The sequence below is a fragment of the Bacillus sp. LSHTCR4 genome (genome assembly GCF_057197025.1).
In genome coordinates, this window is sequence record NZ_JBXUNO010000008.1 from 46,652 (window position 1) to 70,733 (window position 24,082).

General features: G+C 34.5%; 27 protein-coding genes. 18 read left to right on the forward strand and 9 right to left on the reverse strand.

The window, feature by feature from the left end:
- Positions 1-807 (reverse strand): molybdate ABC transporter substrate-binding protein, encoded by an 807-nt coding sequence (gene modA / locus AC2CGR_RS26745; protein WP_131101258.1) that lies wholly within the window; start codon positions 805-807, stop codon positions 1-3.
- A 133-nt stretch (positions 808-940) separates the two neighbouring features.
- Between modA and AC2CGR_RS26750 the strand changes: the two genes are divergently transcribed.
- On the forward strand, positions 941-1,888 hold the full coding sequence (locus tag AC2CGR_RS26750) for a helix-turn-helix transcriptional regulator (protein ID WP_270184601.1): 948 nt from the start codon (positions 941-943) through the stop codon (positions 1,886-1,888).
- A gap of 65 nt (positions 1,889-1,953) precedes the next feature.
- On the opposite strand, the gene AC2CGR_RS26755 is transcribed toward AC2CGR_RS26750, so the two are convergent.
- Together AC2CGR_RS26755 and AC2CGR_RS26760 are read right to left on the reverse strand one after the other, a co-directional pair.
- Entirely contained in the window at positions 1,954-2,055 is a 102-nt protein-coding gene (locus tag AC2CGR_RS26755) for a DUF3948 family protein (RefSeq protein WP_001060013.1), read from the reverse strand.
- A gap of 255 nt (positions 2,056-2,310) precedes the next feature.
- On the reverse strand, positions 2,311-3,177 hold the full coding sequence (locus tag AC2CGR_RS26760) for a LysR family transcriptional regulator (protein ID WP_131101262.1): 867 nt from the start codon (positions 3,175-3,177) through the stop codon (positions 2,311-2,313).
- Between the two features lie 127 nt (positions 3,178-3,304).
- Here AC2CGR_RS26760 and AC2CGR_RS26765 point away from each other — a divergent pair, with 127 nt between their 5' ends.
- Positions 3,305-4,273: a DMT family transporter gene (locus tag AC2CGR_RS26765; RefSeq protein WP_131101264.1), complete on the forward strand. Its 969-nt coding sequence runs from the start codon at positions 3,305-3,307 to the stop codon at positions 4,271-4,273.
- Between the two features lie 21 nt (positions 4,274-4,294).
- Positions 4,295-4,435: a YrzO family protein gene (locus tag AC2CGR_RS26770; protein WP_000894067.1), complete on the forward strand. Its 141-nt coding sequence runs from the start codon at positions 4,295-4,297 to the stop codon at positions 4,433-4,435.
- Positions 4,436-4,495: 60 nt separating this feature from the next.
- Here AC2CGR_RS26770 and AC2CGR_RS26775 read toward each other — a convergent pair whose 3' ends face one another.
- Positions 4,496-4,579, reverse strand: coding sequence for a DUF3948 family protein (locus AC2CGR_RS26775; protein WP_131102692.1), 84 nt, complete (start codon positions 4,577-4,579; stop codon positions 4,496-4,498).
- Positions 4,580-4,916: 337 nt separating this feature from the next.
- On the opposite strand from AC2CGR_RS26775, the gene AC2CGR_RS26780 reads away from it, so the two are divergent.
- Positions 4,917-5,522 (forward strand): lysophospholipid acyltransferase family protein, encoded by a 606-nt coding sequence (locus AC2CGR_RS26780; protein WP_087952219.1) that lies wholly within the window; start codon positions 4,917-4,919, stop codon positions 5,520-5,522.
- A 223-nt stretch (positions 5,523-5,745) separates the two neighbouring features.
- Here AC2CGR_RS26780 and AC2CGR_RS26785 read toward each other — a convergent pair whose 3' ends face one another.
- Positions 5,746-5,841 (reverse strand): DUF3948 family protein, encoded by a 96-nt coding sequence (locus AC2CGR_RS26785; protein ID WP_001060001.1) that lies wholly within the window; start codon positions 5,839-5,841, stop codon positions 5,746-5,748.
- Between the two features lie 305 nt (positions 5,842-6,146).
- Between AC2CGR_RS26785 and AC2CGR_RS26790 the strand changes: the two genes are divergently transcribed.
- The 6 genes from AC2CGR_RS26790 to AC2CGR_RS26815 all read left to right on the forward strand — a co-directional run bounded on the left by AC2CGR_RS26790 (position 6,147) and on the right by AC2CGR_RS26815 (position 12,210).
- Complete coding sequence (locus tag AC2CGR_RS26790) at positions 6,147-7,124, forward strand: LacI family DNA-binding transcriptional regulator (protein ID WP_087967902.1); 978 nt, start codon at positions 6,147-6,149, stop codon at positions 7,122-7,124.
- Positions 7,125-7,272: 148 nt separating this feature from the next.
- The gene (locus AC2CGR_RS26795) at positions 7,273-7,602 is read left to right on the forward strand and encodes a PH domain-containing protein (protein ID WP_087967900.1); all 330 of its coding nucleotides are present in this window, start codon (positions 7,273-7,275) and stop codon (positions 7,600-7,602) included.
- A 118-nt stretch (positions 7,603-7,720) separates the two neighbouring features.
- Entirely contained in the window at positions 7,721-8,557 is an 837-nt protein-coding gene (locus AC2CGR_RS26800) for a YitT family protein (RefSeq protein WP_087967898.1), read from the forward strand.
- 138 nt (positions 8,558-8,695) lie between these two features.
- Positions 8,696-9,052 (forward strand): YxeA family protein, encoded by a 357-nt coding sequence (locus AC2CGR_RS26805; RefSeq protein ID WP_087967896.1) that lies wholly within the window; start codon positions 8,696-8,698, stop codon positions 9,050-9,052.
- Between the two features lie 739 nt (positions 9,053-9,791).
- Complete coding sequence (locus AC2CGR_RS26810) at positions 9,792-10,574, forward strand: TatD family hydrolase (protein ID WP_087967894.1); 783 nt, start codon at positions 9,792-9,794, stop codon at positions 10,572-10,574.
- Between the two features lie 130 nt (positions 10,575-10,704).
- A complete protein-coding gene (locus tag AC2CGR_RS26815; RefSeq protein ID WP_131101266.1) occupies positions 10,705-12,210 on the forward strand; it encodes a DL-endopeptidase inhibitor IseA family protein in 1,506 nt (501 codons plus the stop codon).
- Between the two features lie 36 nt (positions 12,211-12,246).
- On the opposite strand, the gene AC2CGR_RS26820 is transcribed toward AC2CGR_RS26815, so the two are convergent.
- On the reverse strand, positions 12,247-13,896 hold the full coding sequence (locus AC2CGR_RS26820) for a DUF2334 domain-containing protein (RefSeq protein WP_484481363.1): 1,650 nt from the start codon (positions 13,894-13,896) through the stop codon (positions 12,247-12,249).
- Positions 13,897-14,147: 251 nt separating this feature from the next.
- Here AC2CGR_RS26820 and AC2CGR_RS26825 point away from each other — a divergent pair, with 251 nt between their 5' ends.
- Entirely contained in the window at positions 14,148-14,681 is a 534-nt protein-coding gene (locus AC2CGR_RS26825; RefSeq protein WP_087967914.1) for a transglycosylase SLT domain-containing protein, read from the forward strand.
- An 11-nt stretch (positions 14,682-14,692) separates the two neighbouring features.
- Here the strand turns inward: AC2CGR_RS26825 and AC2CGR_RS26830 are convergent, their stop codons facing one another.
- Positions 14,693-15,487, reverse strand: coding sequence for a DUF4931 domain-containing protein (locus AC2CGR_RS26830; RefSeq protein WP_102990412.1), 795 nt, complete (start codon positions 15,485-15,487; stop codon positions 14,693-14,695).
- 134 nt (positions 15,488-15,621) lie between these two features.
- Positions 15,622-15,750: a spore coat protein B gene (locus AC2CGR_RS26835; RefSeq protein ID WP_131101270.1), complete on the reverse strand. Its 129-nt coding sequence runs from the start codon at positions 15,748-15,750 to the stop codon at positions 15,622-15,624.
- A 420-nt stretch (positions 15,751-16,170) separates the two neighbouring features.
- Between AC2CGR_RS26835 and AC2CGR_RS26840 the strand changes: the two genes are divergently transcribed.
- From AC2CGR_RS26840 to AC2CGR_RS26870, 7 genes are all read left to right on the forward strand, one after another.
- Positions 16,171-16,305, forward strand: a complete 135-nt coding sequence (locus AC2CGR_RS26840; RefSeq protein ID WP_000830642.1) for an RAxF-45 family protein — start codon at positions 16,171-16,173, stop codon at positions 16,303-16,305.
- Between the two features lie 124 nt (positions 16,306-16,429).
- The gene (gene abc-f, locus AC2CGR_RS26845) at positions 16,430-18,310 is read left to right on the forward strand and encodes a ribosomal protection-like ABC-F family protein (RefSeq protein WP_484481364.1); all 1,881 of its coding nucleotides are present in this window, start codon (positions 16,430-16,432) and stop codon (positions 18,308-18,310) included.
- Between the two features lie 149 nt (positions 18,311-18,459).
- On the forward strand, positions 18,460-19,653 hold the full coding sequence (locus AC2CGR_RS26850) for a sensor histidine kinase (RefSeq protein ID WP_073536507.1): 1,194 nt from the start codon (positions 18,460-18,462) through the stop codon (positions 19,651-19,653).
- Entirely contained in the window at positions 19,650-20,306 is a 657-nt protein-coding gene (locus tag AC2CGR_RS26855) for a response regulator (protein ID WP_000619343.1), read from the forward strand. The genes AC2CGR_RS26850 and AC2CGR_RS26855 overlap by 4 nt, the downstream gene beginning before the upstream one ends.
- A gap of 138 nt (positions 20,307-20,444) precedes the next feature.
- Positions 20,445-21,377 (forward strand): ABC transporter ATP-binding protein, encoded by a 933-nt coding sequence (locus AC2CGR_RS26860; protein ID WP_270184599.1) that lies wholly within the window; start codon positions 20,445-20,447, stop codon positions 21,375-21,377.
- 15 nt (positions 21,378-21,392) lie between these two features.
- Positions 21,393-22,589: an ABC transporter permease gene (locus AC2CGR_RS26865; RefSeq protein WP_270184598.1), complete on the forward strand. Its 1,197-nt coding sequence runs from the start codon at positions 21,393-21,395 to the stop codon at positions 22,587-22,589.
- A gap of 12 nt (positions 22,590-22,601) precedes the next feature.
- The gene (locus AC2CGR_RS26870; protein ID WP_484481365.1) at positions 22,602-23,747 is read left to right on the forward strand and encodes an ABC transporter permease; all 1,146 of its coding nucleotides are present in this window, start codon (positions 22,602-22,604) and stop codon (positions 23,745-23,747) included.
- A gap of 12 nt (positions 23,748-23,759) precedes the next feature.
- On the opposite strand, the gene AC2CGR_RS26875 is transcribed toward AC2CGR_RS26870, so the two are convergent.
- Complete coding sequence (locus tag AC2CGR_RS26875; RefSeq protein ID WP_000369249.1) at positions 23,760-23,957, reverse strand: hypothetical protein; 198 nt, start codon at positions 23,955-23,957, stop codon at positions 23,760-23,762.
- Positions 23,958-24,082: the final 125 nt, after the last annotated feature.

Genomic DNA, 24,082 nt, shown 5'->3' on the forward strand with positions numbered 1-24,082 from the left:
TTATGGTAGGACTGTAAATCCATATTTTTTAAAGATAGATTGTGCATCTTTTGACTGCAAATACTCATAAAATGAAGTCGCCTCTTTCTTGTGCTTAGATTCTTTTATAACACCTAAAGGATAGTGAATTGGCTCATGAGAAGTAGCCACTGCTGTCTCACCAATTTTTACTTTGTTTGAAATAAGAGCATCTGTTTTGTATACAATACCAGCATCAACATTACCTGTTTCTACATATGTTAACACTTGGCGAACATCTTTTGTAAATACGACTTTATTTTGAACGTCATTCCAAAGATTTTCATGTGTGAGAGAAGCTTTTGCGTATTTTCCCGCAGGTACAGATTCAGGTGTACCAAGTGCGATTTTTTTTATTTTTTCACCTTTTAAATCTTGAATTTTTGTAAGAGAACTATCTTTTGGGACGACTAGAACGAGTTCGTTTCCAAGGAGATTTTTCCCCTCTTTTTCATTAATGAATCCTTTTTTAACGAGAGTTTGGAATTTATCTTCGGCTGCTGAGAAGAATAAATCAGCAGGTGCACCTTGTTCAATTTGTTGTTGAAGTGCACCAGAAGCACCGAAGTTAAAAGAAAGTTTAATACTAGGTTCTTTTTCTTTATATTTTGTTTCAATTTCTTTTAGCGCATCTTGTAAGCTTGCAGCTGCTGATATAGTAAGTTCAACTGCTGTTCCTTCTTTAGCAGTTAATTTCTCTTTCTTATCTCCGCTTGTACATGCAACACTAAATATAAGAAGAAAAGAAAGGATAAGTGCCTTGATGGATCGTAATGTAAACTGATTCATAAAAAAATCCCCTTTCGTTTTGACATAATTAATTATAACTAAATATAACTAAATATAACTAGTTATAATTGAATATAATTTGAACATGTAGTTGTTTTTAAAATATAGGAGAAATATTCTTTTCTTTGTTACAATGAAGGAAGAAAGTGAGGAATCGTCTATGGATCATCATTCCTACACAACGGAAGAAGTAGCAAAGAGATTAAAGGTATCAAAACTAACTGTATACGACTTGATTAAAAAAGGGGAGCTGCCTTCTTATAGAGTTGGTAGACAGATGCGCATTGATGCAGCAGATTTAGAACAATATATTAAGAAAATGAAAACAGGTAAGATACAGGTTACCCCTGTAAAGAATGACAGTAATAGTATCTCGAATACATGTATTATTAGCGGACAAGAACTAACGTTAGATATGTTGGCAAAGCGTATAGAAAATCGCCTGCCAAGTTCAACTATATTAAGGGCATATCAAGGTAGTTTAACGAGTCTAGTAAAAATGTATCAAGGAGAAGGAAGTATCGTTAGTTTGCATTTGTTTGATGGGGAAACGGGTACATATAATATTCCTTATGTAAAACGCATTTTAGTAGGACAGCCATGTATTATGATTAATTTATTAGCGAGGAACGTTGGGTTTTATGTGCAAAAGGGGAATCCTAAAAATATAAAAACATGGGCTGATTTATCTCAATCATCTATACGATTTATAAATCGAGAAAAGGGTTCTGGTATTAGGGTGTTAGTCGATGAACAATTGCGCATTCAAAATTTAAATAAAGAACGTATTAGTGGATATGAATGGGAAGAGTCGAACCATCTTGGTGTTGCCACGCAAGTCGCGAATGGAAAAGCTGACGTCGGAGTAGGATCAGAAAAGTTTTCGCAAATTGTAAATGTAGACTTTGTTCCAATCATGAAAGAACAGTATGATTTAGTGATTTTGAAGAATAAAGAAAATGAAGAGCTGATCGGAGTTGTGAAAGACATTCTGCAATCGGAAGAATTTCATAATGAATTAAAGGCGATTGGCGGATATGATATGACGAAAACAGGTCAAATTGTATATGAAACAAACTAAAAAGCTGCTTGTCTATAAGACGAGCAGCTTTTTCTATATATAAAGGGGTTTGGGGAAACAAAGTGTTAAACAAGACCTTGAGCAAGTGTGTAAATGAAAGCTGTAAGAAGAGTCGCTCCACTTGCAAGTCCGAAGAAATCTGATTTGTTAAATGTAATGTTGTTCATTATAATCTCTCCTTATTTGTTTAATGTAGTTGCAACGGCTTTTGCATCGACAAGTGCGGATAGCACCATGCCCATTGTATTTAAAAATTTGTTTGATTTCATTTTGATCATCATGCGTATCCGCTCCTTTTCGAATTGTTGTTGCCCTGCTTTATGTCTTAATTATAGGAAATATGATCGCCGGCAACTATCGAATTAGCTTACGGAAGACTTACACTTTTGTAAGAAAAAAAGACATTCGTGTAAGAATGTCTTTTAAAGCATATTAATGTGGTGGTGCTCTTCGATTGTTTTTAAAAAGCTACGCATTGAATTTGTCATATAGCTATCTTTACGGCGTATGAAAACCGTTGAAATACTACCGTACTTTTCAGGGATTGCATGGCAATGCACTTTACCTGCTTTAGAAAGATGATGGACAGCAGACTGTGGTACGAGTGTAATTCCAAGGCCGAGTGCAACACTGTTTAATATTGTCTCTAATATATTGAATTCCATAATTCTTTTTGGTAGCAAACCTTCATCTTTCAGCCATCGTTCTAGTTTGGAGCGGTATCCACATCCTTGGTTAAAAACGAGTAAAGGCGTTGTTGTAAATTCATCTATATGAAAAGCTTTATTTTGTGTTACAAGCATTAATTTCTCTGTACTAACATCGTATTGTTCAATAAGGGGATGTTTTATTGGCCCTGATATAAAAGCACCGTCTAATTGATGATCGAGTACTTCTCTAATTAATTCTTCTGTTAGACCTGCTTGTAATGATAAATCGACGTTCGGATAGCTTTTATAGTAAGAAGATAAAATGGTAGGTAATGTACTTACTGTTTCGACAGTACCGATTTTTAATATGCCAGAGGGTGTTTCACTATCTAAAAATACTTGTTTTAGCTCCTCAACATCTTGCAAAATTTTATTAACATAAACGAGCATTTTTCTTCCTTCAGCTGTTAAAGTCATGCCTCGTTTATGACGATAAAAGAGCGGTGTTTTCAGCTCGTTTTCTAGTTGTTTAATACGCGTTGTTACATTTGATTGTACGTAATTTAATTCCTTTGCTGCGCTACTTACACTACCTTGGTCAGCAACGCTCTGGAAGATTTGCAAGTCTCTTAATTCCATAATACTGTCCTCCTTGATGTTAACTATCATTATAAATGATAGTTAACATCATTTTGAATCATTTTACGTGATGTATTTTTTCTTTTACAATTCTCTTTGTGCAAATAGAAAGAAGCGGGGGATTGTGGTGAGAAGAGGTCAAATGATAATAGGGGCTTTAGCGTGTTTAATTGCAAGTATGTCATGGGGAGCGATGTTTCCAGTTGCTGATCATGCGTTAGAATACATAGATCCGTTTTATTTTTCGCTTATTCGCTATGGAGCGGTGGCGATAATGCTGATTGTATTGTTGTTAATGAAAGAAGGGAAACAGGCATTTCGTTTAGAGGGAAGAGGAAAGTTACTCGTCTTTTTCGGAACGATGGCGTTTACTGTATATAATGTACTTATATTTTTAGGTCAAATGTTAATGGGAAAATCAGGCGTGATGGTAGCCTCCATTATGGAAGCACTTATGCCGATGATTTCTATTTGTATCCTATGGGGATATAAGCATGTAAAACCGAAAAAGTATATGATAACGAGCATGATTATCGCTTTTATAGGGGCTGTATTTGTTATTACAAAAGGTGATATGAGTTTCTTTTTAACGTTGAAAGATAACATGTTTTCGCTAGCATATATATTTGTTGGAGTTGTAGGTTGGGTGATTTATACGATGGGTGGTCAAACGTGTAGCGATTGGTCAACATTACGTTATTCTACGTTGACGTGTGTATTTGGTACGACTGTTACAGGAATTATAACTGTAATTATTACGTCGCTTGGGTATGTTTCAGTTCCAAGTATGGGAACGATCTCTATTGTGAAATATGATTTATTGTTTATGATGACATTACCAGGAATCGTAGCATTACTCGCTTGGAATTACGGTGTGAAGATTTTATCATCTATTAATGGGATTTTATTTATTAACTTTGTACCTATTACGACTTTAGTTATTATGATGATGCAAGGATACAAAATAACGATGTTTGATATTGTAGGAACTTTACTTGTTATTGCAGCGCTTATTCGCAATAACGTTTGTCAGAGAAAAGAAGAAAATATAAATAAAAAGGTTTTACAAGAAGAGCAATTACGTCAAGCTGTTTAATAGGCAATTGGAGGATTTCACATGTTAGAAAGTTTATTGTTTTTCTTCGCCGTTGGAGTTGCTTGTGAGCTTGCAGCAATTAATCGAAATGGTCGTAAGAAGATAAAACAACAAGCTGAAATGATACAGCTTTTAAAAGAGTTAAAAGAAAAAAACATTTAAAAAGACGACCGGGCATAGACGGTCGTCTTCTTCTATATAAAGGGGAAAGGGGACACAAAGTTATACAAGCGTAGCAGCGTAAATAAAAGCAGTAAGAAGAAGAGAGCCGCTAGCTAACCCTAAAAAATCTAATTTGTTATTCATGATGCATTCTCCTTACTTGTTTAATGTAGAAGCAACAGCTTTTGCATCGATAAGAGTGGAAAATACCATGCCCAGTGTATTGAAGAAATTGTTCGATTTCATTTTGTTCATCATATTGATCCGCTCCTTTTCGAATAGTTGTTGTTTCTTTCTGACTTAATTGTATGAAATATCGCAAGAAGTAACTATCGAATTAGCTTACAAGAAAATTACACTTTTGTAAGAATTGAAATGTAACAATTAATACTCATTTTTTATTACCAACTCCTAAAACTTAGTGTTATAATTGTGGTAAGAAAATGATTATACTTCGGATGTTCAGAAAGGAACGAAACAAATGTATAAACCAATTACATTTTTGTTGAAATATATATTTAAAACAGCTGGGAAAGTAGAAGTGCAAGGAAGAGAAAAGCTACCAGAAGGTGGTCCATATGTTGTTGCGTGTACACATACAAGTTTTATGGATGTATTAATGTTAGCTACAGGGATGTACCCGACGGAAATTCATTACATGGCCAAAAAAGAATTATTTGAAGGGAAATTCAAAAACTGGTTCTTTAAAAATGTAAATGCATTCCCTGTAGATCGTGCAAATCCAGGACCGAGTACACTTAAAATTCCATCACGCTTATTAAAAGAAGGAAAAGTGGTAGGGATTTTCCCGAGTGGAACGAGATCGTCAGAAGATGTTTCGTTAAAAGCTGGTGCTGTGACAATTGCGATGCGTTCTAACGTTCCACTAGTACCGGCAGCTTATATTGGTCCATCAAGTGTAAAAGAATTAATAAAAGGGAAAAGGGCGCAATTGATTTTTGGAGACCCAATTCAAATTGATGCTGAAGAACAAATAGATCGAAAAACAGCTATGAAAATGATGACAGATCAATTAAATGAGAAGTTTGAGGAGCTAAAGGAAGCTTTGCAATCAAATCAAAAATAAGAAAAGACGACCGGGCATAGACGGTCGTCTTTTCTATTACTATTTATAATAAAGTGAAACTTTAATCAGTGGGGGGTCTTCATCCCCCACTGATTATTAGTTGAACCAATCGGACTTTTATGGGCAGTTGATCCCCTACCTAACTTCTTTGCTTTCGTTGAATTTTGAGGTGGGGGTCTTACTGCCCATTAAAGTGGGATAAAGGGGAAAGGGGACACGAAATTTATACAAGCGTAGTGGCGTAGATAAAAGCCGTAAGAAGAATCGAGCCACTAGCTAGTCCTAAAAAATCTAATTTGTTAAAAGTAATGTTGTTCATTGTATATTCTCCTTACTTGTTTAATGTAGAAGCAACAGCTTTTGCATCGATAAGAGCGGAAAATACCATGCCCATTGTATTTAAAAAATTGTTTGATTTCACTTTGTTCATCATATAAATCCGCTCCTTTTCGAATAATTGTTGCCCTGTTTCTGACTTAATTGTATGAAAAATAGCGGAGAGTAACTATCGAATTAGCTTACAGGAAAATTACACTTTTGTAAGAAAAACGAATGAAGGTGTAATGATGAGAAGGTTTGACATATGTTCATGGAATTTATTAATTTAAAAGTAGAGGTGAGTGTATGGCTAATATTAAAGATATTGCAAAGATGGCGGGAGTTTCCGTTACGACTGTTTCAAGAGTATTGAATGATCATCCGTATGTAAGTGAAGAAAAAAGGAAAGCGGTTATAGAGATAGTTGAGAAATTGAATTACTCGCAAAACGCAAATGCCGTTCATTTATCAAAAGGAAAGACGAATATTGTTGGTGTAATTCTACCTTACATTAATCACCCGAGCTTTGATGCAATGGTAGGGGGAATGATGGAGGGAGCGTTAACTCATAATTATAGGGTGCTACTTTGCCAAACGAATTATAATAAAAAAGAAGAAATGAAAAGTTTACATATGTTAAAAACAAAACAATTGGATGGTCTTATTATTTGTTCACGTGCAAATGATTGGGAAATGATAGAACCGTATGCTTCTTACGGCACAATCATTGCTTGTGAAGATAATGATATTTCAAATATCTCAAGTGTATATACGAATCATTCAGCAGCTTTTCAATTAGGGATGGATTATTTGATTGAGAAAGGTTATAAAAAAATTGGTTATTGTACGGGAAGGAAATTGGGACCGAGTAGCCAAAAACGTTTTGATGTGTATAAACAGCAATTGCAATCTATAGATGAAGAAGTGAATGAAGAGTGGATTTTTACAGAGTGTTTTACGTTAGAAGATGGTGTGCAAGTGGCTCATAAATTAAAGGGAATGCAGCATCTTCCTGAAGCATTAATAGTAGCAGGAGATGAGGTTGCAATTGGGGTTATGACAGAAGCTGAAAAATTAGGTATTCAAGTTCCTGAAGATTTAGCGATTATTGGATTTGATAACCAACCTATTTCGCAAGTGTTACAACTTACAACTATTGATCAAAATTTGAAGGGGATAGGGAAAGCGGCTTTTGAAATGTTTTACCGGCAAATAAGTGACGAGAGTTCTAAACAAGAAAAGGTGGAAATTCCATATGAACTTGTGGAGCGATCTACAGTGTAATTTTAATCCGTTATGTGTATAAGTGCATAACGGATTATTTTTTTGAAATATCTTTGACAGGAAACGCGTTTCATACTTTATAAAGGAGTTAAACCGGTTTGTAACAATCCATGGATTCTTTTCAAGAATAGTATTTGGAGGGATATGCGTGAATGAGCTTTTATTAAGTATGAAGAAGTATATAGAAGATGACGAAAAGCTTTTAGCCTTTGTGGTAGGGATCTTTGAGAAGGATAATTTCACATTATGTTATCAACATGGAATTTTCGTTGCCACTACTAGACGTCTCCTGTTTTACGGGAAATTTCCTTACTATCCTTCAAAATTTAAAGAGTACTCATATTTGCATATAGATAGCATAGATTGTCAGCCGTACTTTGAGTTTACTTGTAATCAAGAAACGGTTAGAGCTAAGTATATTCAGAAAGGGAATGTGAAGCGATTTATTCGTACAGTTAGAGCGAATGTGAATAATTAATCACCCCTTTGTTTAAACATAATATCTAGATCTTTAAGAGGAAAAATGCGGAATAAAAACAACTTCTAAACCTCTAGGAGATAGTGATACAATGTCAAATGGGGGGAGGGTATGAACTATGGTTAATCAACGTATAAAGGAAATAACACTAATTACAATTGGTTCATTATTATTCGCAATTGGTATTAATTACTTTGCAATTCCAAACCGTTTATCGGAAGGTGGAATTATTGGTTTAACGGTTGTTACGTACTACTTATTTGATTGGTCACCAGGGATTGTGAACTTTGCTATAAATGCAGTTTTACTAGCTATTGGTTATAAGTTTTTTGATAAAAAAACGATGGTTTATACAATTTTAGGGATTGTAGAAACATCCTTGTTTTTATATGTTACAGAACATATTGAGTATCATGTAAATAGTGATACGCTATTAGCAGCTTTATTTGCTGGTTTGTTTGTAGGTATCGGATTAGGCTGTATGTTTAAAGCTGGAGGTACATCAGGAGGATCGGCAATTTTAGCGCAGTTAGCAAATCAATATTTAGGCTGGAGTGTTGGTAAAGGCGTACTTATTATTGATATCGTTGTAATTGCTGGTTCTGTATTTATAATAGGGCAAGAAAAAGCGATGTACACACTTGTTGCAGTATTCATCGGAGCAAAAGTGATTGATTTCATTGTAGAAGGAATGGATACAAAAACGGCTGTTACAATCATTTCAAATCAACCAGACTTAATACGTGAGACTATTACGAAAAACATGACACGTGGTGTCACTGTATTAGAAGGGCGCGGCGGATATACTGGTAAAAATAAAGAAGTTTTATATGTTGTTATTAATAAACAAGAGCTTGTTAAGTTAAAGCAAGTTATTAGCAGAGTAGATGAAGATGCTTTCGTTGTAATTCACGATGTGCGTGATGTACTTGGCGGTGGCTTTAAAGCGAGCTAAAAGGTGAACGAGTAAATTCGTTCACCTTTTTTTATTCTTACAAAAATGTAAGTGTAATGTAAGGAGATTCAATAGTAGATTTTATTTCTTCTTTTTAAAATGGATGTATATATATCCTGCAGAGGAGGAATGTTTATTATGAAGAAAAAAATGATCACTACTATAATAGCGATGCTAGTGATAGTAGTAATGTTATTGCCTACAAAACTTGGACCAGTTATCGATAAATATAATCCGCTTTATAAGACGAAAGAATACTATACAGTTGTGAATACAATTGGTCAACATGTTGGTGACGAGTGGTATGAATATGAATTTATTGCATTTGACGAACGTGGAAAAGAACAAAAAATAAAGAAGACTGTTAAGCATATGTTAAAGAGAGACGAAGCATTAAAGGTGTACGCAAAAGGACGCTACGGTGAGGCGATTGAAGAAATTGAAGCTGTAAATATTCCTATTAATGCAAAGAGTAAACTTTTAGCGACGAGATAGCGGATTATACCCCCGCCTATTTTTTGTCGAAAATAAAAATACTAGGTAGGGGTATTTTAGGGCGTATGAAAAAGCCTTAGTCCATATGGACTAAGGCTTTTTTTATTATATAAAGGGGAAGGGGGTACATTGTAGTAGCATGAGTAAAAGGGATAAGAAGAGTAGCTACTAGCAATGTAATTTGGTTATGTGAGTGTTCTTCTTATTTAGCTTACTTGCTAACTTTATTGTACGAAATATAGATAAGGAAAACTATCGAATTACATTACACATAGCTTACAAACATGTAAGTCTTCTGTAATGTAATTCGATGGTTAAAAGATAGTGAATTTTATATAGTGTAATTAGAAAGTCGCACTGTATTACTTTCTGTTTGTAATGAAGAATGAAAAACCAACTACTTTTTAATAGCCCTTATCTGTATATAGATGGGGCTCCTTTTATAAACCTTACAACATTGTAAGGTTTACGTAAGCTAATTCGATAGTAAAATTGTCATATTTTTTGCATAATAGATACAAATAGATAAAAATAATTAGGGATATAGTAAGAAGGGAGAAGAATGGGATGTTTAAAGAAGAAGTAGTGAAGTTTCCAATTAAAGATTTCTGTAGCTACTTTACTGTTGCCGTAGTATGTATTGGATTATTTGATATCATAACAAACTTAATTGTTAAATAATATAGATGATAAAACAAGAAGGGAGATCCTTTCTTGTTTTTTTTATGGAGGAATAAAGATGAAATGGATTGATAGTCATATACATGTTGACCAATATAAGGATGAAGAGAAAAGTAGATTACTTAAAGATGTGGAAAATAGTAAAGAGATAAAGGGACTTATTGCGGTATCTATGAATTATCAATCAAGTAAAGAAACTTTATCCTTAGCAAAGCGATATCCCTTTGTTCATCCAGCGATAGGTTTTCATCCGGAGCAACCGATTCATAAAGAAGAATGTGAGCAAATTTATAAATTAATTGAAGATCATGTAGAGGACATAGCTGCGATTGGTGAAGTTGGCTTACCGTATTATTTAAGAAAAGAAGATGAGCGTATTGTTATCAATTCATATATATCTGTGTTACAACGGTTTGTTGAACTAGCTAGCAAATATAATTTACCAATTATATTGCACGCAGTGTATGAAGATGCTGATATTGTATGTGATTTGCTGGAGAAATATAAAGTTTCGCGTGCACACTTTCATTGGTTTAAAGGAAGTGAAACGACAATGAAACGGATGATGAGGAACGGTTATTATATTTCTATTACACCAGATGTTTTGCATAAGGAGAAGATTAGAAAAATTGTTTCGTATTATCCTCTTGAATATATGATGGTAGAAACAGATGGACCGTGGGAATTTCAAGACGATGTTATGACGCATCCGGGAATGATTCGAGAGGTATTAAAGGAAATTAGTGTTATAAAAAACGTATCTGTTGATAAGGTTGCAGAAACAATATATGAAAATACCATTCGATTTTACCCCGCTATTTGCCGGGGATCAAGACTCTGATTGATTAAGGGTCCACTTTATTTGAAAGGATAGGAGAGTTACTCTTATCCTTTTTTTGTTATGGATATTTTTTCTAATTTTTTCTATAATTTATGATATGTTTAATTTGATGAAGGAAGTAGGGGAGAAAATGGGGAAAGCATATAAAAAAATAGCTATTACAATGATGATTGGTGCACTTTCACTTGCAGCGTTTGGGTGTGAAGCAGAAAAAAAGGCTATAAATCCAAACGCAACACAAGAAAATAAAGAAGAACAAATTGATCCAGTAGTTGAAAAACAGATGAAAGAAAATGAGAAACATGGAAATACGGTTGGAAACAGTTCTAATAAAGGGAAGATGGCAGAGAGTAACGGCTGGATTTACTATTCGGTAAATGGTGATAAAAATACAGGGGGCATTTATCGTACGAAAGATCAATTTCAGACTTCAGAACGTGTAGTGGAAGGTGTGAATGCTTCTTACATAAATATAAAAAACAAAGCTTTATATTTTATTCATACGGATGAAGATAAGAATGCGGGATTATCTTCTTTAATGAAGTATGATATATCTAATAAAAAGTTAGATACGTTAAAGGCAGATACAAATTATGTTTATATAAAAGATCAAACTTTATTTTATCCGAAAAAATATTCTGAGCATGGTGGTTTTGATATTGTAGGGATTGTAAAAATGGATTTAAAAACGGGACAGGAAGAAGAAGCGGCATTTAAAAATTCTGGTTGGTCTCGAATGATAGATGATAGTATTCTACATTGGAATAAAAATCGTGGAACACAAGTGACAAAAGATAATAAAACTTGGTCAAAAGAAAATTATGCGACAATATCTAGTGCTACGTATAATAATGAAAAATTGTATGCTGTTGTCGACTTTTCGTTACCTTTTGAAACAAATGAAGCTGAGCATGGCATATATGAAATAGACGTTCAACAAAATAATGAAAAGTTATTGGTAAAGGATGCCTTGCAGATGAATGTGAAAGGGGACACTTTTTATTATATAAAAAAGGATGGAGTATATAAGAAGAAAATGAATGGAGGAAATGAAAAAGTAATTTATAATAAAGCGGTTGAACCAACTAAATCTTATTTATATTTTGTAGCAGGAGATATGTATCTCTATACGGATAATGGAACTATCATGAATCTGGATACAAAGAAATCAAATGAAGTAAAAGATAAGAAGCTAGCAGATGACGTTATGTTACAGAAAGTATGGAATGCACAGAAGGAACTGACTAATGTTCAAATGGCTGCACTAACAGGAAACCCAAAACGAGTAGGGGATTTTTCATACGGGGAATTAGTAAACCCTATTTATAATACGAAGGATAATTTAGAGACTACGCTATCTACGTACTTCTCAAAATCATTTATAGCAGAGTATATGAAGAGTAAGTATATTAAAGAGTTAAATGGAAAAATGCACTATGCTATTGGAGATCCAGGTTCAAAAGCAGCAACTAAATTTACAAAAATTATTTCTGCCGAGTTAAAGGATGGGAAAATAAAAGCGCAGGTAGAAACGTATAATGACTATGATAATGTAACGGAAAAAGTAGAAGTTGAATTTATTTATGAACATAATCAATGGGTTATTAATAATATGCCACGTTTTGGTTTAAGTTAAAAAAAACCACCAAGCATTCTGCTTGGTGGTTTTGTATTAGGATTCTAATTTTTTCGCACGTCTTAATAATAAGAGAAAGACAATGACGAAGAAACCAAGTATAAGGAAGAATCCATATTGTTTTATATAATCCATTACGTCACTTGCGCTTGTTGGTTTTTCAACGTGAATGCCGTCTTTATTAGTAGTAATATGAATATCCTTCATTTTTACTTCATTTGTTTCTTTTTGTAAATCAATCCATTCTATATTTGGGATGCTTTCTAAATCCTTTAGTACCTCTTTTAATGGTTCCACACCTAAGTAAGGATGATAGAATGCACCAATAACTCCATCGGATAATTTGGCAACAGATACAGCATTTGCTTTCATTTTAGCAATAGCGTGTGGTTTATCCTCTTCGATAAATCCAACTGTTTCAGGCATTAATTTCATTCCATGTAAAAATGATGGTGTACTTCTGTATGCTGGAGAGTGCATGGATTTCCAAGTTGTATCACTTAATTGTAGTTGTCCTACATAAGTTGAAAAGTACCTTGATAATATTTCATATCCTTTTTGAGACATCGTATAATGAGGTGCTTCAAACGCGACAGGATATAGTTTAGCATCTACAAGTTCTTGAATGCCTTTTTCAATATGATCAGTCGTATATTTTTCTTCAAATTCTTCCCCTTTTTTTACGTATGCATTATATGCTTCTATATTAGGAAAATCATCTTTTGCTTTTGGTTTTTCGTGCTTCGGTTGACGAATTGGTTGGTCTGTTTTTACATCCCAAAACTCAAAACCTTCACCAGTCTCACTGTCATAAAATTGGTGAGTATAACCATGCATAATAATTGCTGCACCATCATCTTGCATAGAGCGTAAAAGATCGACTAGTTCGGGTTTATCTTTTAAATGTAGTGTTTCACCTGTATCTGGATCCGTATATACAGGAATAACAGTGATCATGTATGGCATCTTTTTCTCTTTTAGTAATTCAGCAATTTCTTTTAATTGATTTATATCTGCGGCCGGATGAACATCCTCAAGACGTAAATAAGCGTCCACTTTATTTGTCGTTGGCTTTTGTCCGAAGTAAGAAAATAGGCTTTCGCCAATATAATAAGATATCCAATCAAAGAGGTTAGAAGTTGCAACATAATAAGAATTATTTTGTTGCACAATTAATGGATAAGTAGTACTTCCTTTTAAAGCATTGGCAAGAATTTTTCCATTTGTATCAAGGTTTTTAATGGATCGTTCGTCCTCTAATGTATTCTTTAGTTTACGTGTTGGATATTCAATTGTATCAGAGTTTATATCTTCATTTTTTAGTGTGATAAATGAAAAACGATTGGATAATTGTTCTATATTTTGACCTAAAACTAGTAGTGGCCCTGAGAAACTTTCTAGAAATTCTTTTGTTTCAGTAGAAAGTTCTTCTTGTTTTTCACCTAAGTAAATAACATGTGTATATGAAGATTTATCAGTTATTTCAGCTAACTGTTTTATGTTTTTGATTGTTATGTTATTAGTAAAATGTCCTACTTGTGTATTAAGTATTTGGGTATCATTTGTAATTTGATCATCGTTCAAACTGTATAAAATAAGGACTTTTGGATTTTCGTTTTTTTGTGCGGAAATAGGGACAGGAATTAATAGTAGTAAACTGAATAAGAGTAGCAACCATTTTTTCATATTATTATTCTCCTAGTTTATATTTAGAATTCAGCTTACAATTATATACAAAAAATGCGTTTCAGTCTATGAAAGTTACATTTTTTCACGTATTTACCAGCTGTTTTTTCACAAAATCGGTCTAAAGCATGATGATAATATGTATAGTTATTTGCTATGATAAAAGAGTAAGAGAATGATGAAATGTGGGTAATTGTAAAGGGAAGAAGGCTGAAAGGGGACAAATTTCAGCGGAGAAAGAGGTAGAGGAAGTGAAGAAATTCTTTGTAGGATTTTTAGTTGTTCTTGGGGTGTACTTATATTTCCAAGGAAAGTCTGAAGGAATGGGCAAATTAGTAAGTGAGACAAGCTATGTTGACTCAGAAGAAGCAAAACAGATGAAACAAATTATTATAGAGGAAGCAAAGAAAGTCAATCTTCCAGAATGGATACCTCTTACAATTGCCGAACATGAAAGTCGATTAAATCCAAGAAGTGTTGGAGATAACGGAACTTCATTCGGATTGTTTCAATTGCATCGCGGTGGTGGACTTGCACCGGATCATTTAACTGATGATGAGCTGAAAGATCCACGTACAAATGCGCAAATTGCAATGCCGCATTTAATGAAGGGATATAAGCGCGGGGTGCAAAAAGGTTTGACGGATTTTGCATTACTAAAATATATAGCAAATACATCTGGATGGCCAGGGAATTTAGGGCCAGAGTGGACGGATAATAACATGAAGTATAACATTGGATTAGAAGATGTGTACTATCGAAATAAAGGTGTAATTAAAGAGTAGGTTTTTGATACCTACTCTATTTTTTTGTGGATAATCGTGTCGTTTTGTTTTGTGAAATATGCTGCTAGTTGTATTTTCACGTCTTCTAGTTTGGTGGACACTTGCGGTATTTTATATCCTACATACAATGGTGAAACGACAAACCTAGGAACAACTTTACAAATGATTTTTTCGTTTACGTGATAGAAGAATAAGTTATAACTACTACATCCTTTATGGAAATCTGTCAGTATGTAACGTACAGTTTGCTGAATGTAATTTGCCAGTTCATCGATGAATTCAACATCTTCAATGATGATATTAAATTCGGTAAAACCGATAATAGGGCGATCTGAAATATTGAGTTCAATGCGTGCGTTTTTTTGTACAATGACTCCTTGGAAGTTGTCCTGTTCAACGTTATCGAGATAGTCTACATATTTCATTCCGATAATCTGCATGTGTGCATGATGCAAACTTCCGCCGGAGAATGGACCATGATTTTTGTATAAAATCACAGATGTGAATTCTTCATTCTTCTGCAAATCTAACCAATGTTTAATGGAAAAATGAATTAGCGATTTCATATGTTCTTCTGTATATGTCGCAATATGGTCTTCACAATTATCTGTTTCGATTAGCACCGTTTGAAATGTATCTTTTAATGTAGGAAATTTGTTTTTTAGCCAAATAATTGATCCTTCAGTTGCTAAAATATCTGTTAAATTTTCTCTGTCACAAAAAGGACATGCCGCGCTTCTATTCCGGATGCTTTCTGGTTTTTGTTTACCGATATCGTTTAAAAAGTATAGTTGTTGTGTATCCATTTGTATATATGCCCCTTTAAAATATGTGTAAAAATCCCGCTTAATACATTCGGGAAAAGGAGAAGGAAATCCTTTAAAAGGAATGGGAAAAATAAAAGACAAGATATCCTCATTAAGATAGGGTACCTTGTCTTTTATTTTTTCCTTAATAATGTGTATGGATAATATAAATCGTTTTTATTGTGCTTCTTTTTTCTATTTTTTATTGTGTAAAAGGCAATTGCTGTACTTGCGATTACAATAATGGCTTTCTTCATATTCATTTACCCCTTTTTTATTGTTGGTTTAATTCTTGACTAACTGCTTTCGCATCAACTAAAGCGTGTAAAATCATTTTTACCATGTTCATCATATTCTTTCACTCCTTTTTATAGTTCGTTTAATTCTTTTACAACTGCTTGTCCGTTCACTAATACCTCAAAGATTGCTTTTACGATTTCTTTCATCATGATTGTTTCCTCCTTTTGTTGTCTCTCTTGTTTACATCTTTATTGTATAGGGAGGCATCTTTTCGTACTATCGCTTTCCATTACGTGAACATAACAGTTTTGTAAGATTGGATGTCATTTATTGAAATGTTTAGTCTATCTTCATTATTTTCAGAAAAATGACTATTCAAACATGAAATGGGAAAGTATAATAAAGAAGTAAGTATTAAATTCCGTACGAAAGAGGTGAATGAGATGAAACGTTCTTTAGCTGCACGTGCCAAATTTTTAGATTTTATCTATTTTTGTCGTGCGATTTTTCATGATGTAGTTGTTAACGGGATACGTCTGTCCTTTTTTAACAATTGCATAGTAGCTATTGAACGATAGAAATCTCTTCACCCATTTTTAATAAACGTGTGAAAAGGGAGCTATTTGGCTTCCTTTTTCTATGTCGAAAACCATGGGGAATGTTTCTTTCCCATGGTTTTTTATATTGAAAGGAGTACGGAAAATGACAATTTGTAGTGTAAATAATGTAACGAAATCTTTTGGTGGAAACATCATATTTGAAAATATATCGCTTGAAATAAAGAATGGTGAACGTGTTGGATTAGTTGGTCGTAACGGTAGTGGGAAGACAACAATCTTTCAGCTTCTAACTGGAATGGAAAGTTTGGATGCAGGGGCCATTCATATGAAGAAAGGTACACGTATTGGTCATGTGGCACAAATTCCGAAATTTGATGAGAGTATGACTGTATATGAAGTATTGAGTTCCGCTTTTAAAATAGAAAAAGAATTAGAAAGAGAAATGCGTACTTTAGAAAAACATATGGCGGAAGAACAGGAATCTTCTGTTTTACAAAAATTAATGGAGAGATACGGAGTAATCCAAGAAAAGTTTGCATTCCTTGGTGGTTATGAAATCGAAGCGAATATTATGAAGGTAGCAAATGGTCTACAGGTGATAGAACTATTCCCTCGATTATTTCTGGAGTTAAGTGGTGGGGAACAAACAAAGGTAAGCCTTGCATACATGCTGTTGCAGAAACCAGATTTACTTTTATTAGATGAACCAACCAATCATTTAGACTTATTTGCCGTAGAATGGCTAGAGCAATTTTTGAAAGAATACAATGGAACGGTTGTGGTTATTTCACATGATCGTTATTTCCTTGATGAAGTTGTAACGAAGATTTTTGATTTAGAAGATGGAGAGATTCACGTGTATCATACAAACTATTCTCGGTTTGTTGAAGAGAAGGAAGAAAGGTTACTTCAGGAGTTTCAGGCTTATCAAGAACAGCAAAAGAAAATAAAGAAAATGAAAGAAGCAATTAAGCGATTACGTGAATGGGCAAATCAGGCGAATCCTCCGAATGAAGGATTGCATAAGAGAGCAAGAAGTATGGAACGTGCACTGGAACGGATGGAGAAATTAAAAAAACCTATTTTAGAACGAAAACAAATGGGACTTCAGTTTGAAGGGCAAGAGAGAAGTGGAAAAGATGTTGTTGTAATGAAAGAAGTGAGTAAAGGATTTGCTGAACATCTTTTATTTAACGAAGCAAATTTACATGTTCGTTTTCAAGAGCGTGCGGCTATCGTTGGGCGTAATGGTACAGGAAAGACAACGCTATTAAAGTTATTATTAGAAGAAATAGAACCAGACGCTGGAGAAATTCGAATTGGAAGTAGTGTGAAAATCGGTTATTTATCCCAGCATGCGTACGGAAATATGAAGAGTAATGTATTGGAGGCTTTCAGGGAATGTGTAGCTGTAACAGAGGGAGAAGCGAGACATATATTAGCTAAGTTTTTATTTTATGGTCCAGCGGTTTTTAAGAAAGTAACGCAACTGAGCGGTGGAGAAAAAATGAGGTTAAGACTTGCGCAACTTATGTATCAAGATATCAATTTTTTAATTTTAGATGAGCCGACAAATCATCTCGACATTGAATCAAGGGAAGTTTTAGAGGAAGCTCTTGAACAATATAATGGGACGATTTTAGCTGTTTCACATGATCGATATTTTTTAAATAAGTTATTTGAAAAGACGTATTGGATTGATGAGTGTAAATTATTTGAGTTTGCAGGGAACTATGCATGGGCGCGTCAAAAGTGGGAGGAAAAGCTCGAGACACAAGTAATAAAACAGCAACGCCAAGGAAGAAAAAATATTGAAACAGTCCCTGTAAAAAAGAAAGAAGTTAGGAATATTCAGGAGATTGAAACCGAGTTAATGCATGTTGAAGAAGATATATATACGCTTGAGTGTAGGATGGAACATGTAGTTGATGTTGAAATGCTTGAACAATTGTATGAAGAAAAAACGAAGAAAGAGTTGTTACGAGCGGATTTATATAATGCTTTAGAGAATATCATGGAGTAAAGAGATTAGAATGAAAGAGCAAGTTGTTTTCTCATGTTTTGAGGGGGGCTTGCTTTTTTTGTGTAAGAAAAGAGAAGTAATTGGTATAATTTTCTTGTTATTATAATGAAGAGATGCATTTTAGGTTATTAAAATGTGAGGAGAATTTTATGTTAGGATACGCGCGAATTGTTACAATCGTCATGATTTGTTTTGTTTATGCAAACCATGTTTCACGTGAAACAGCACATTTGCAATTTTTTGTAGGTACAGCACTTTTTATTTATATTGTGAATCATATTTTGCTAGTAAAAGTGAATGGAGGTAAAAAACTTGTTTTTTATACACTATTAGCAAATGGGATCGTCACAGCTTTATTAGGTTTTTTATTTCCCGAGACATGTTTATATTTAATTATATTTGGAATTGATGCAGTAGGGCTATTTATTCATGAATTTCGTAGAAGTATGATGTACTTTTTTATTACTTTTTTCTTTCTTTGTTGGTTTATAAATATATTACATGCGTATCAACATACAGGTAGTTTAGAATTGGAGAGTAATGCCATTAATTTTATGTTCATCGTTTTTAGTGCTTTAGCTGGAAGCTTAATAAAAAAGCTTACAGCTGCTCGGAAAATGGTAGATGAGCAATATGAGGAATTGACATTGTCTCATACAGCTCTAAAAGAAGCGCATGAACAATTACGTCTATATGCCAAAGAGGTAGAAGAATTGACAGCCGTTCGAGAGCGAAATGATATTGCCCGAGAAATTCATGATACTGTCGGTCATAATATGACAGCCTTACTTGTCCAATTACAACTGGCAGAGGCTTTGTGGAAACAAAAGTCGGACGCTACGGAAGAGGTTTTACATACATGTCATGGGCTAGCCAGGAAATCACTTCAAGAGGTGAGAGCGTCTGTACATGCCTTAAAAGAAGAAGGTAAACTAGGGAACATAATAGAGAATATGCGTGAAATGTTACATGGATATTCTAAAGCGACGAAAGTACAAGTATCGTTTCAATTACAAGGAGATCCGGTTGTGATTCCGCTGTCACTACAGCCTACACTGCTCCGGGTTATGCAAGAGTCTTTAACAAATGCAAAGCGGCATGGCAAGGCGAGTTTATGTGAAGTGAGTTTAACTTGTTCGGCGAAACAAGTTAAACTATGTATTTTGGATAATGGCGTGGGAGTTAACGAGGTAAGCCCAGGTTTTGGTTTACTTAATATGAGAGAACGAGTAGAGGAACATGGTGGAACTATTCAATTTGAGAGTGAGATAGAAAAAGGCTTTCGTTTGCAGATTGAATTTCCACTTCAGGAGAAAACGTGGTTAATAGGGGGAACTGTATGATTCGGATTATGATTGTTGATGATCAATCACTCATTCGTGATGGCTTAGCGATGTTATTAAATTTACGTCAGGAACTTGAAGTAGTGGGAACTGCTACAGATGGAGACGAAGTGATACAAAAGGTGAAAGAGTTACATCCTGAAATTATTTTGATGGATATTCGGATGCCCCGTATGAATGGTGTTGAAGGAACACGTTTAGTTAGAGAACAGTTCCCTCATATAAAGGTACTTATGTTGACGACTTTTAGTGATAGTGAGCTTATCTTTGAAGCATTGGAGCAAGGAGCAAGTGGTTATTTATTGAAGGACATGGAGACAGATGCAATCGCTCAAGCAATTTTAACGGTGCATAGTGGAGGGGCTGTGCTTCCTCAGGATATAACAGCGCAAATTATAAAAGAATTAAAAAAGACAAAAGTAGCAGTAGAGTGCACCACACCAGAACAATTAGCGCAATTAACTGAGCGAGAAGTAGATGTTTTAAGGGAAATTGGACTTGGGTTAAATAATAAAGAGATTGCGGAAAAGTTATTTATTACAGAGGGAACTGTTAAGAATCATGTTTCTAATTTAATTAGTAAGTTAGAACTGAGAGATCGAACGCAAGCAGCCATATACGCAGTAAGGTATGGCATCACGATGTACACATGACTTTTGGCATATATAAGTGTGAAAAAGCAGCAGAATTTGCTGCTTTTTTATTTTGCATTTCTATCTCAAGGATGATGGAGAGAAGAAGAAATTTATCTACAATGAAAGTGTAGATGAATGCAAAGGGGCTGAATCAGTATGTTAGTCATAGATCATATTACGAAATCACTTGGTAAGAAGGAAATCATAAAGAATGTTTCTTTTGAGGTGAAGAAAGGGGAAACATTTGGATTGCTTGGTCCAAATGGAGCGGGAAAATCAACGACGATATCAATGATTTGCGGGTTAATTTCATACGACAGTGGTGATATAAAAGTTGGTGGGAAATCTGTAAAAGAATATCCATTAGAGGCGAAAAAGAAAATTGGTATTGTTCCACAAGACATTGCGCTCTATCCAACACTTTCAGCGAAGGAAAATTTGGTTTTTTGGGGAAAAATGTACGGTTTAAATGGAAAAGTTGCAAAAGAGCGAGCGGAGGAAGTATTAGCTTACGTCGGTTTACAGGACCGTGGAAAAGATAAAATTGAAACATTTTCAGGTGGAATGAAAAGGCGTATTAATATTGGTGCAGCACTTATGCATGAGCCAGAGTTGTTAATTATGGATGAACCGACAGTTGGGATTGATCCGCAATCGAGAAACCATATTTTAGAGACTGTTAAAAAGTTAAATGAAAAAGGGATGACAGTTATTTATACGAGTCATTACATGGAAGAAGTAGAGTATTTATGTGAAAGAATTGCAATTGTTGATCATGGAAAGGTAATTGCATTAGGAACGAAAAGGGAGCTATGTAATCGCCTGGCGGATGGGTTTATAGTGAGATTGCAATTAAATCGTTATAGTACGGAACTGCTACAAAAGTTGAAAGCACTATCTGTTGTTGAACGAATTATTTTTGATGAAGATAATAGTACGATTGATATTGGGCTAAATGGTGGCGAGTCCATTGGTACAGTTGTGTCAGTAGTTGTGGAGAACAACGCTCAAATTTTAAAGCTTGAAGTGCAAGAACCGAATTTAGAGGCACTCTTTTTACAATTAACAGGACGTTCACTTCGTGATTAAGGAGGTTAGTGCGAGATGAAAAGTTTTATTATTGCATGGAAAGATTTAAAAATACGTTTAATTGATCGGCGCGGATTTATGATGATGTTAATTATGCCGCTTTTATTAACAGCGATTTTAGGTTCAGCGTTAAGTAATATATTTGATAATGGTGGACTACCCAAAACAGTGATTGGCTATTATCAAGTAGGAAATGATGAGTTTGCAGATGTCTTTCAAAAAGACGTATTGCAATCTAAAGAATTAAAAGATGATGTGAAAGTAAAGATAGTTAATTCTCAGGAAGAGCTCGAAGATATGTTAAAGGAAAAGAAAATCGATGTGGGAATCGTCATCCCGAATAAATGGAGCGAACAAGTACAAGATGGAAAATTAAAAGAACCAAAGGTGTTTATAGACCCATCAAAAGATATACAAGCGAAAATCGCTGAATCAATGGTCCGCTCTTTTTCAGAGCGTGTTCAAACAGTTGCGGTATCTACTAAAAGTGTTGTGATGGAATTAGCAAATTCTCAGCATAGTAATGTGGAACAAGTTGCAAAAGAAGTAAGTGGAGATTTACAAGCAGTAGCAACTTCGGGTGCAGATAACCTTGAAAAAGGAACGATAGGTAAAAAAACAGTTGCAGCGATGCAATATTATGCAGCAGCGATGTTAGTCATGTTTTTACTATATAACATAACAGTAGGTGCAAAGGCAGTTGTAACAGAGCAACGAACTGAGACGTTGGCGCGTTTGTTCAGTACACCGACGAGTTCATTTTCAATTTTATTCGGGAAGTTTTTAGGTACATTATTATTTGCTTGTATACAATTTGGGATATTTATAGTTGCTACACACTTTATGTTTCATGTGGAATGGGGCGGAGACTTATCTCAAATAGTAGCGGTGGGAATGTCTTATGCAATTTGTGTTTCGGGTTTATCTATGTTAATTGCCTCTTTTATTCGTGAGGAAAAAACGGCAGATGTAATGGGAGGAATCGGTATTCAAATACTCGCTATATTAGGAGGGTCGATGTTACCAATTTACGTATTCCCTGATACACTTCAAACCATTGCGAATGTTGCTCCGAATAAATGGGCACTTACAAGCTTTTTAAATATTATGTCGGGAACATCTTGGGATGTGTTACTCCCTGTTATTTTTAGTTTATGTGGTGCAGGAATTGTCTCCGTTATGATAGGAACATTACGTTTACATACGAGATAGGAGGGAGAAATGATGAAGAAAGTTTGGGCACTTTGTTGGCTAGAGTTAAAACAACTTTTAATAAAACCACAAAGTTATATACTTATGTTTGGAATGCCTATTATTTTCACACTCATTTTCGGCGGACTTTTAGGTGGAAGTGGGAATAAGAAAGTAAATGTTAGCTTAGTAGATGAAGATGGTTCTGTATTATCTAGCAAGTATTACGAGGACATAAAGAAAAGTGACTTAATTTCTATAGAGAAGGTAACGTATAAGGAAGGCAAACAGAAGATTGAAAACAAAAAATCATCCGGCATAGTTCTTATTCCGAAAGACTTTCAAAAGAATATGTTAGATGGAAGGGTAGAAAATATTCAGTTTCAAGCTAGTGCTGATTTTACTGGTGGAACTTCTGTAGAGCAAGTATTGGCAAGTGCATTAAAAAAAATGGAGATAGAAGTTAGTGCAGCGAGAGATTTTGAGAAGAAAAGTAACGCTTCGTGGGAACCTATGTATAAAGAAATTTATACAAAAGTAGAACCTGCTTCGATTCAAAAAGAGTCAATTTCACATGATGATCAAAAGTTAAATAACGTTACAGGGCGAGCGGCAGGCTTTTCAATTCTATTCGTTATGATTGTTATGTTAAGTGCGACGGGGACTATTTTGAAAGCTAGACAACTTGGTGTTTGGTCTCGTTTATTAGAAGCGCCAGTTTCAAAAGTTCAAATACTAACGGGATATATTCTTTCATTCTTCTTAATAGGATGGATTCAATTTGGTGTTCTAATGATATTAACGCATTCCTTATTTAATGTGCAGTGGGGAAATTTGTTAGGGGTTATGATACTCGTTTCCGTATTATTATTAGCTGTCATTGGTCTAGCCTTATTATTAGCAAGTATCGTGAAAACAACAGAACAACAGTCTGCATTAGGTAATATCGTTGTGATTTCAACATGCATGATTGGTGGCCTGTATTGGCCAATTGAAATTGAACCAGCATGGATGCAGACGGCAGCAAATTTTGTTCCGCAAACTTGGGCGATGCGTGGCTTTACTGAGTTAATTGTAAGGGGAGGTACATTGGCAGATATAGGAGGATATATTGGTATACTCATTTTATTTGCAGGAGTCTTTTTCATAATTAGTTTAACAAGAATACGTTACGACTGAAAAAAAACAGAGTTACAGCTTTACACGCTGAACTCTGTTTTCTTTTTGTGTGGTATCTTCCTTTGTTGAAATGATAATAGCGATCCCGAGCATAATAAAAAAAGCTAAAAAGAGGACGAACTTTGGGAAGAACGGGAATAGTAATAGCGCCCCAACTATCATAATTGTTAATAATACGTAGTGAAGGACGTATTGGAATAGGTTGTCCATGTTTTCGCCCCCTTTTTGGTAATTGGTTATTAGTATTCTATGTTTCATACGGAACGAATAGAAGTGAATTTTTAATTTTTTAATACGAAATAAAAGAGAACGGTTGACATGTTTAAAGGAAAGGA

Excerpts from the sequence above, each read along its gene's own strand:
- AC2CGR_RS26750 (WP_270184601.1), top strand. The coding sequence starts at position 941 with ATGAAGGAAGAAAGTGAGGAATCGTCTATGGATCATCATTCCTACACA.
- AC2CGR_RS26820 (WP_484481363.1), bottom strand. The coding sequence starts at position 13,896 with ATGAAAAAATGGTTGCTACTCTTATTCAGTTTACTACTATTAATTCCT.
- AC2CGR_RS26780 (WP_087952219.1), top strand. The coding sequence starts at position 4,917 with ATGTATAAACCAATTACATTTTTGTTGAAATATATATTTAAAACAGCT.
- AC2CGR_RS26800 (WP_087967898.1), top strand. The coding sequence starts at position 7,721 with ATGGTTAATCAACGTATAAAGGAAATAACACTAATTACAATTGGTTCA.
- abc-f (WP_484481364.1), top strand. The coding sequence starts at position 16,430 with ATGACAATTTGTAGTGTAAATAATGTAACGAAATCTTTTGGTGGAAAC.
- AC2CGR_RS26760 (WP_131101262.1), bottom strand. The coding sequence starts at position 3,177 with ATGGAATTAAGAGACTTGCAAATCTTCCAGAGCGTTGCTGACCAAGGT.
- modA (WP_131101258.1), bottom strand. The coding sequence starts at position 807 with ATGAATCAGTTTACATTACGATCCATCAAGGCACTTATCCTTTCTTTT.
- AC2CGR_RS26790 (WP_087967902.1), top strand. The coding sequence starts at position 6,147 with ATGGCTAATATTAAAGATATTGCAAAGATGGCGGGAGTTTCCGTTACG.
- AC2CGR_RS26870 (WP_484481365.1), top strand. The coding sequence starts at position 22,602 with ATGAAGAAAGTTTGGGCACTTTGTTGGCTAGAGTTAAAACAACTTTTA.
- AC2CGR_RS26840 (WP_000830642.1), top strand. The coding sequence starts at position 16,171 with ATGAAACGTTCTTTAGCTGCACGTGCCAAATTTTTAGATTTTATCTAT.
- AC2CGR_RS26850 (WP_073536507.1), top strand. The coding sequence starts at position 18,460 with ATGTTAGGATACGCGCGAATTGTTACAATCGTCATGATTTGTTTTGTT.
- AC2CGR_RS26770 (WP_000894067.1), top strand. The coding sequence starts at position 4,295 with ATGTTAGAAAGTTTATTGTTTTTCTTCGCCGTTGGAGTTGCTTGTGAG.
- AC2CGR_RS26755 (WP_001060013.1), bottom strand. The coding sequence starts at position 2,055 with ATGAACAACATTACATTTAACAAATCAGATTTCTTCGGACTTGCAAGT.
- AC2CGR_RS26785 (WP_001060001.1), bottom strand. The coding sequence starts at position 5,841 with ATGAACAACATTACTTTTAACAAATTAGATTTTTTAGGACTAGCTAGT.
- AC2CGR_RS26860 (WP_270184599.1), top strand. The coding sequence starts at position 20,445 with ATGTTAGTCATAGATCATATTACGAAATCACTTGGTAAGAAGGAAATC.
- AC2CGR_RS26830 (WP_102990412.1), bottom strand. The coding sequence starts at position 15,487 with ATGGATACACAACAACTATACTTTTTAAACGATATCGGTAAACAAAAA.
- AC2CGR_RS26810 (WP_087967894.1), top strand. The coding sequence starts at position 9,792 with ATGAAATGGATTGATAGTCATATACATGTTGACCAATATAAGGATGAA.
- AC2CGR_RS26775 (WP_131102692.1), bottom strand. The coding sequence starts at position 4,579 with ATGAATAACAAATTAGATTTTTTAGGGTTAGCTAGCGGCTCTCTTCTT.
- AC2CGR_RS26815 (WP_131101266.1), top strand. The coding sequence starts at position 10,705 with ATGGGGAAAGCATATAAAAAAATAGCTATTACAATGATGATTGGTGCA.
- AC2CGR_RS26855 (WP_000619343.1), top strand. The coding sequence starts at position 19,650 with ATGATTCGGATTATGATTGTTGATGATCAATCACTCATTCGTGATGGC.
- AC2CGR_RS26875 (WP_000369249.1), bottom strand. The coding sequence starts at position 23,957 with ATGGACAACCTATTCCAATACGTCCTTCACTACGTATTATTAACAATT.
- AC2CGR_RS26805 (WP_087967896.1), top strand. The coding sequence starts at position 8,696 with ATGAAGAAAAAAATGATCACTACTATAATAGCGATGCTAGTGATAGTA.
- AC2CGR_RS26835 (WP_131101270.1), bottom strand. The coding sequence starts at position 15,750 with ATGAATATGAAGAAAGCCATTATTGTAATCGCAAGTACAGCAATTGCC.
- AC2CGR_RS26865 (WP_270184598.1), top strand. The coding sequence starts at position 21,393 with ATGAAAAGTTTTATTATTGCATGGAAAGATTTAAAAATACGTTTAATT.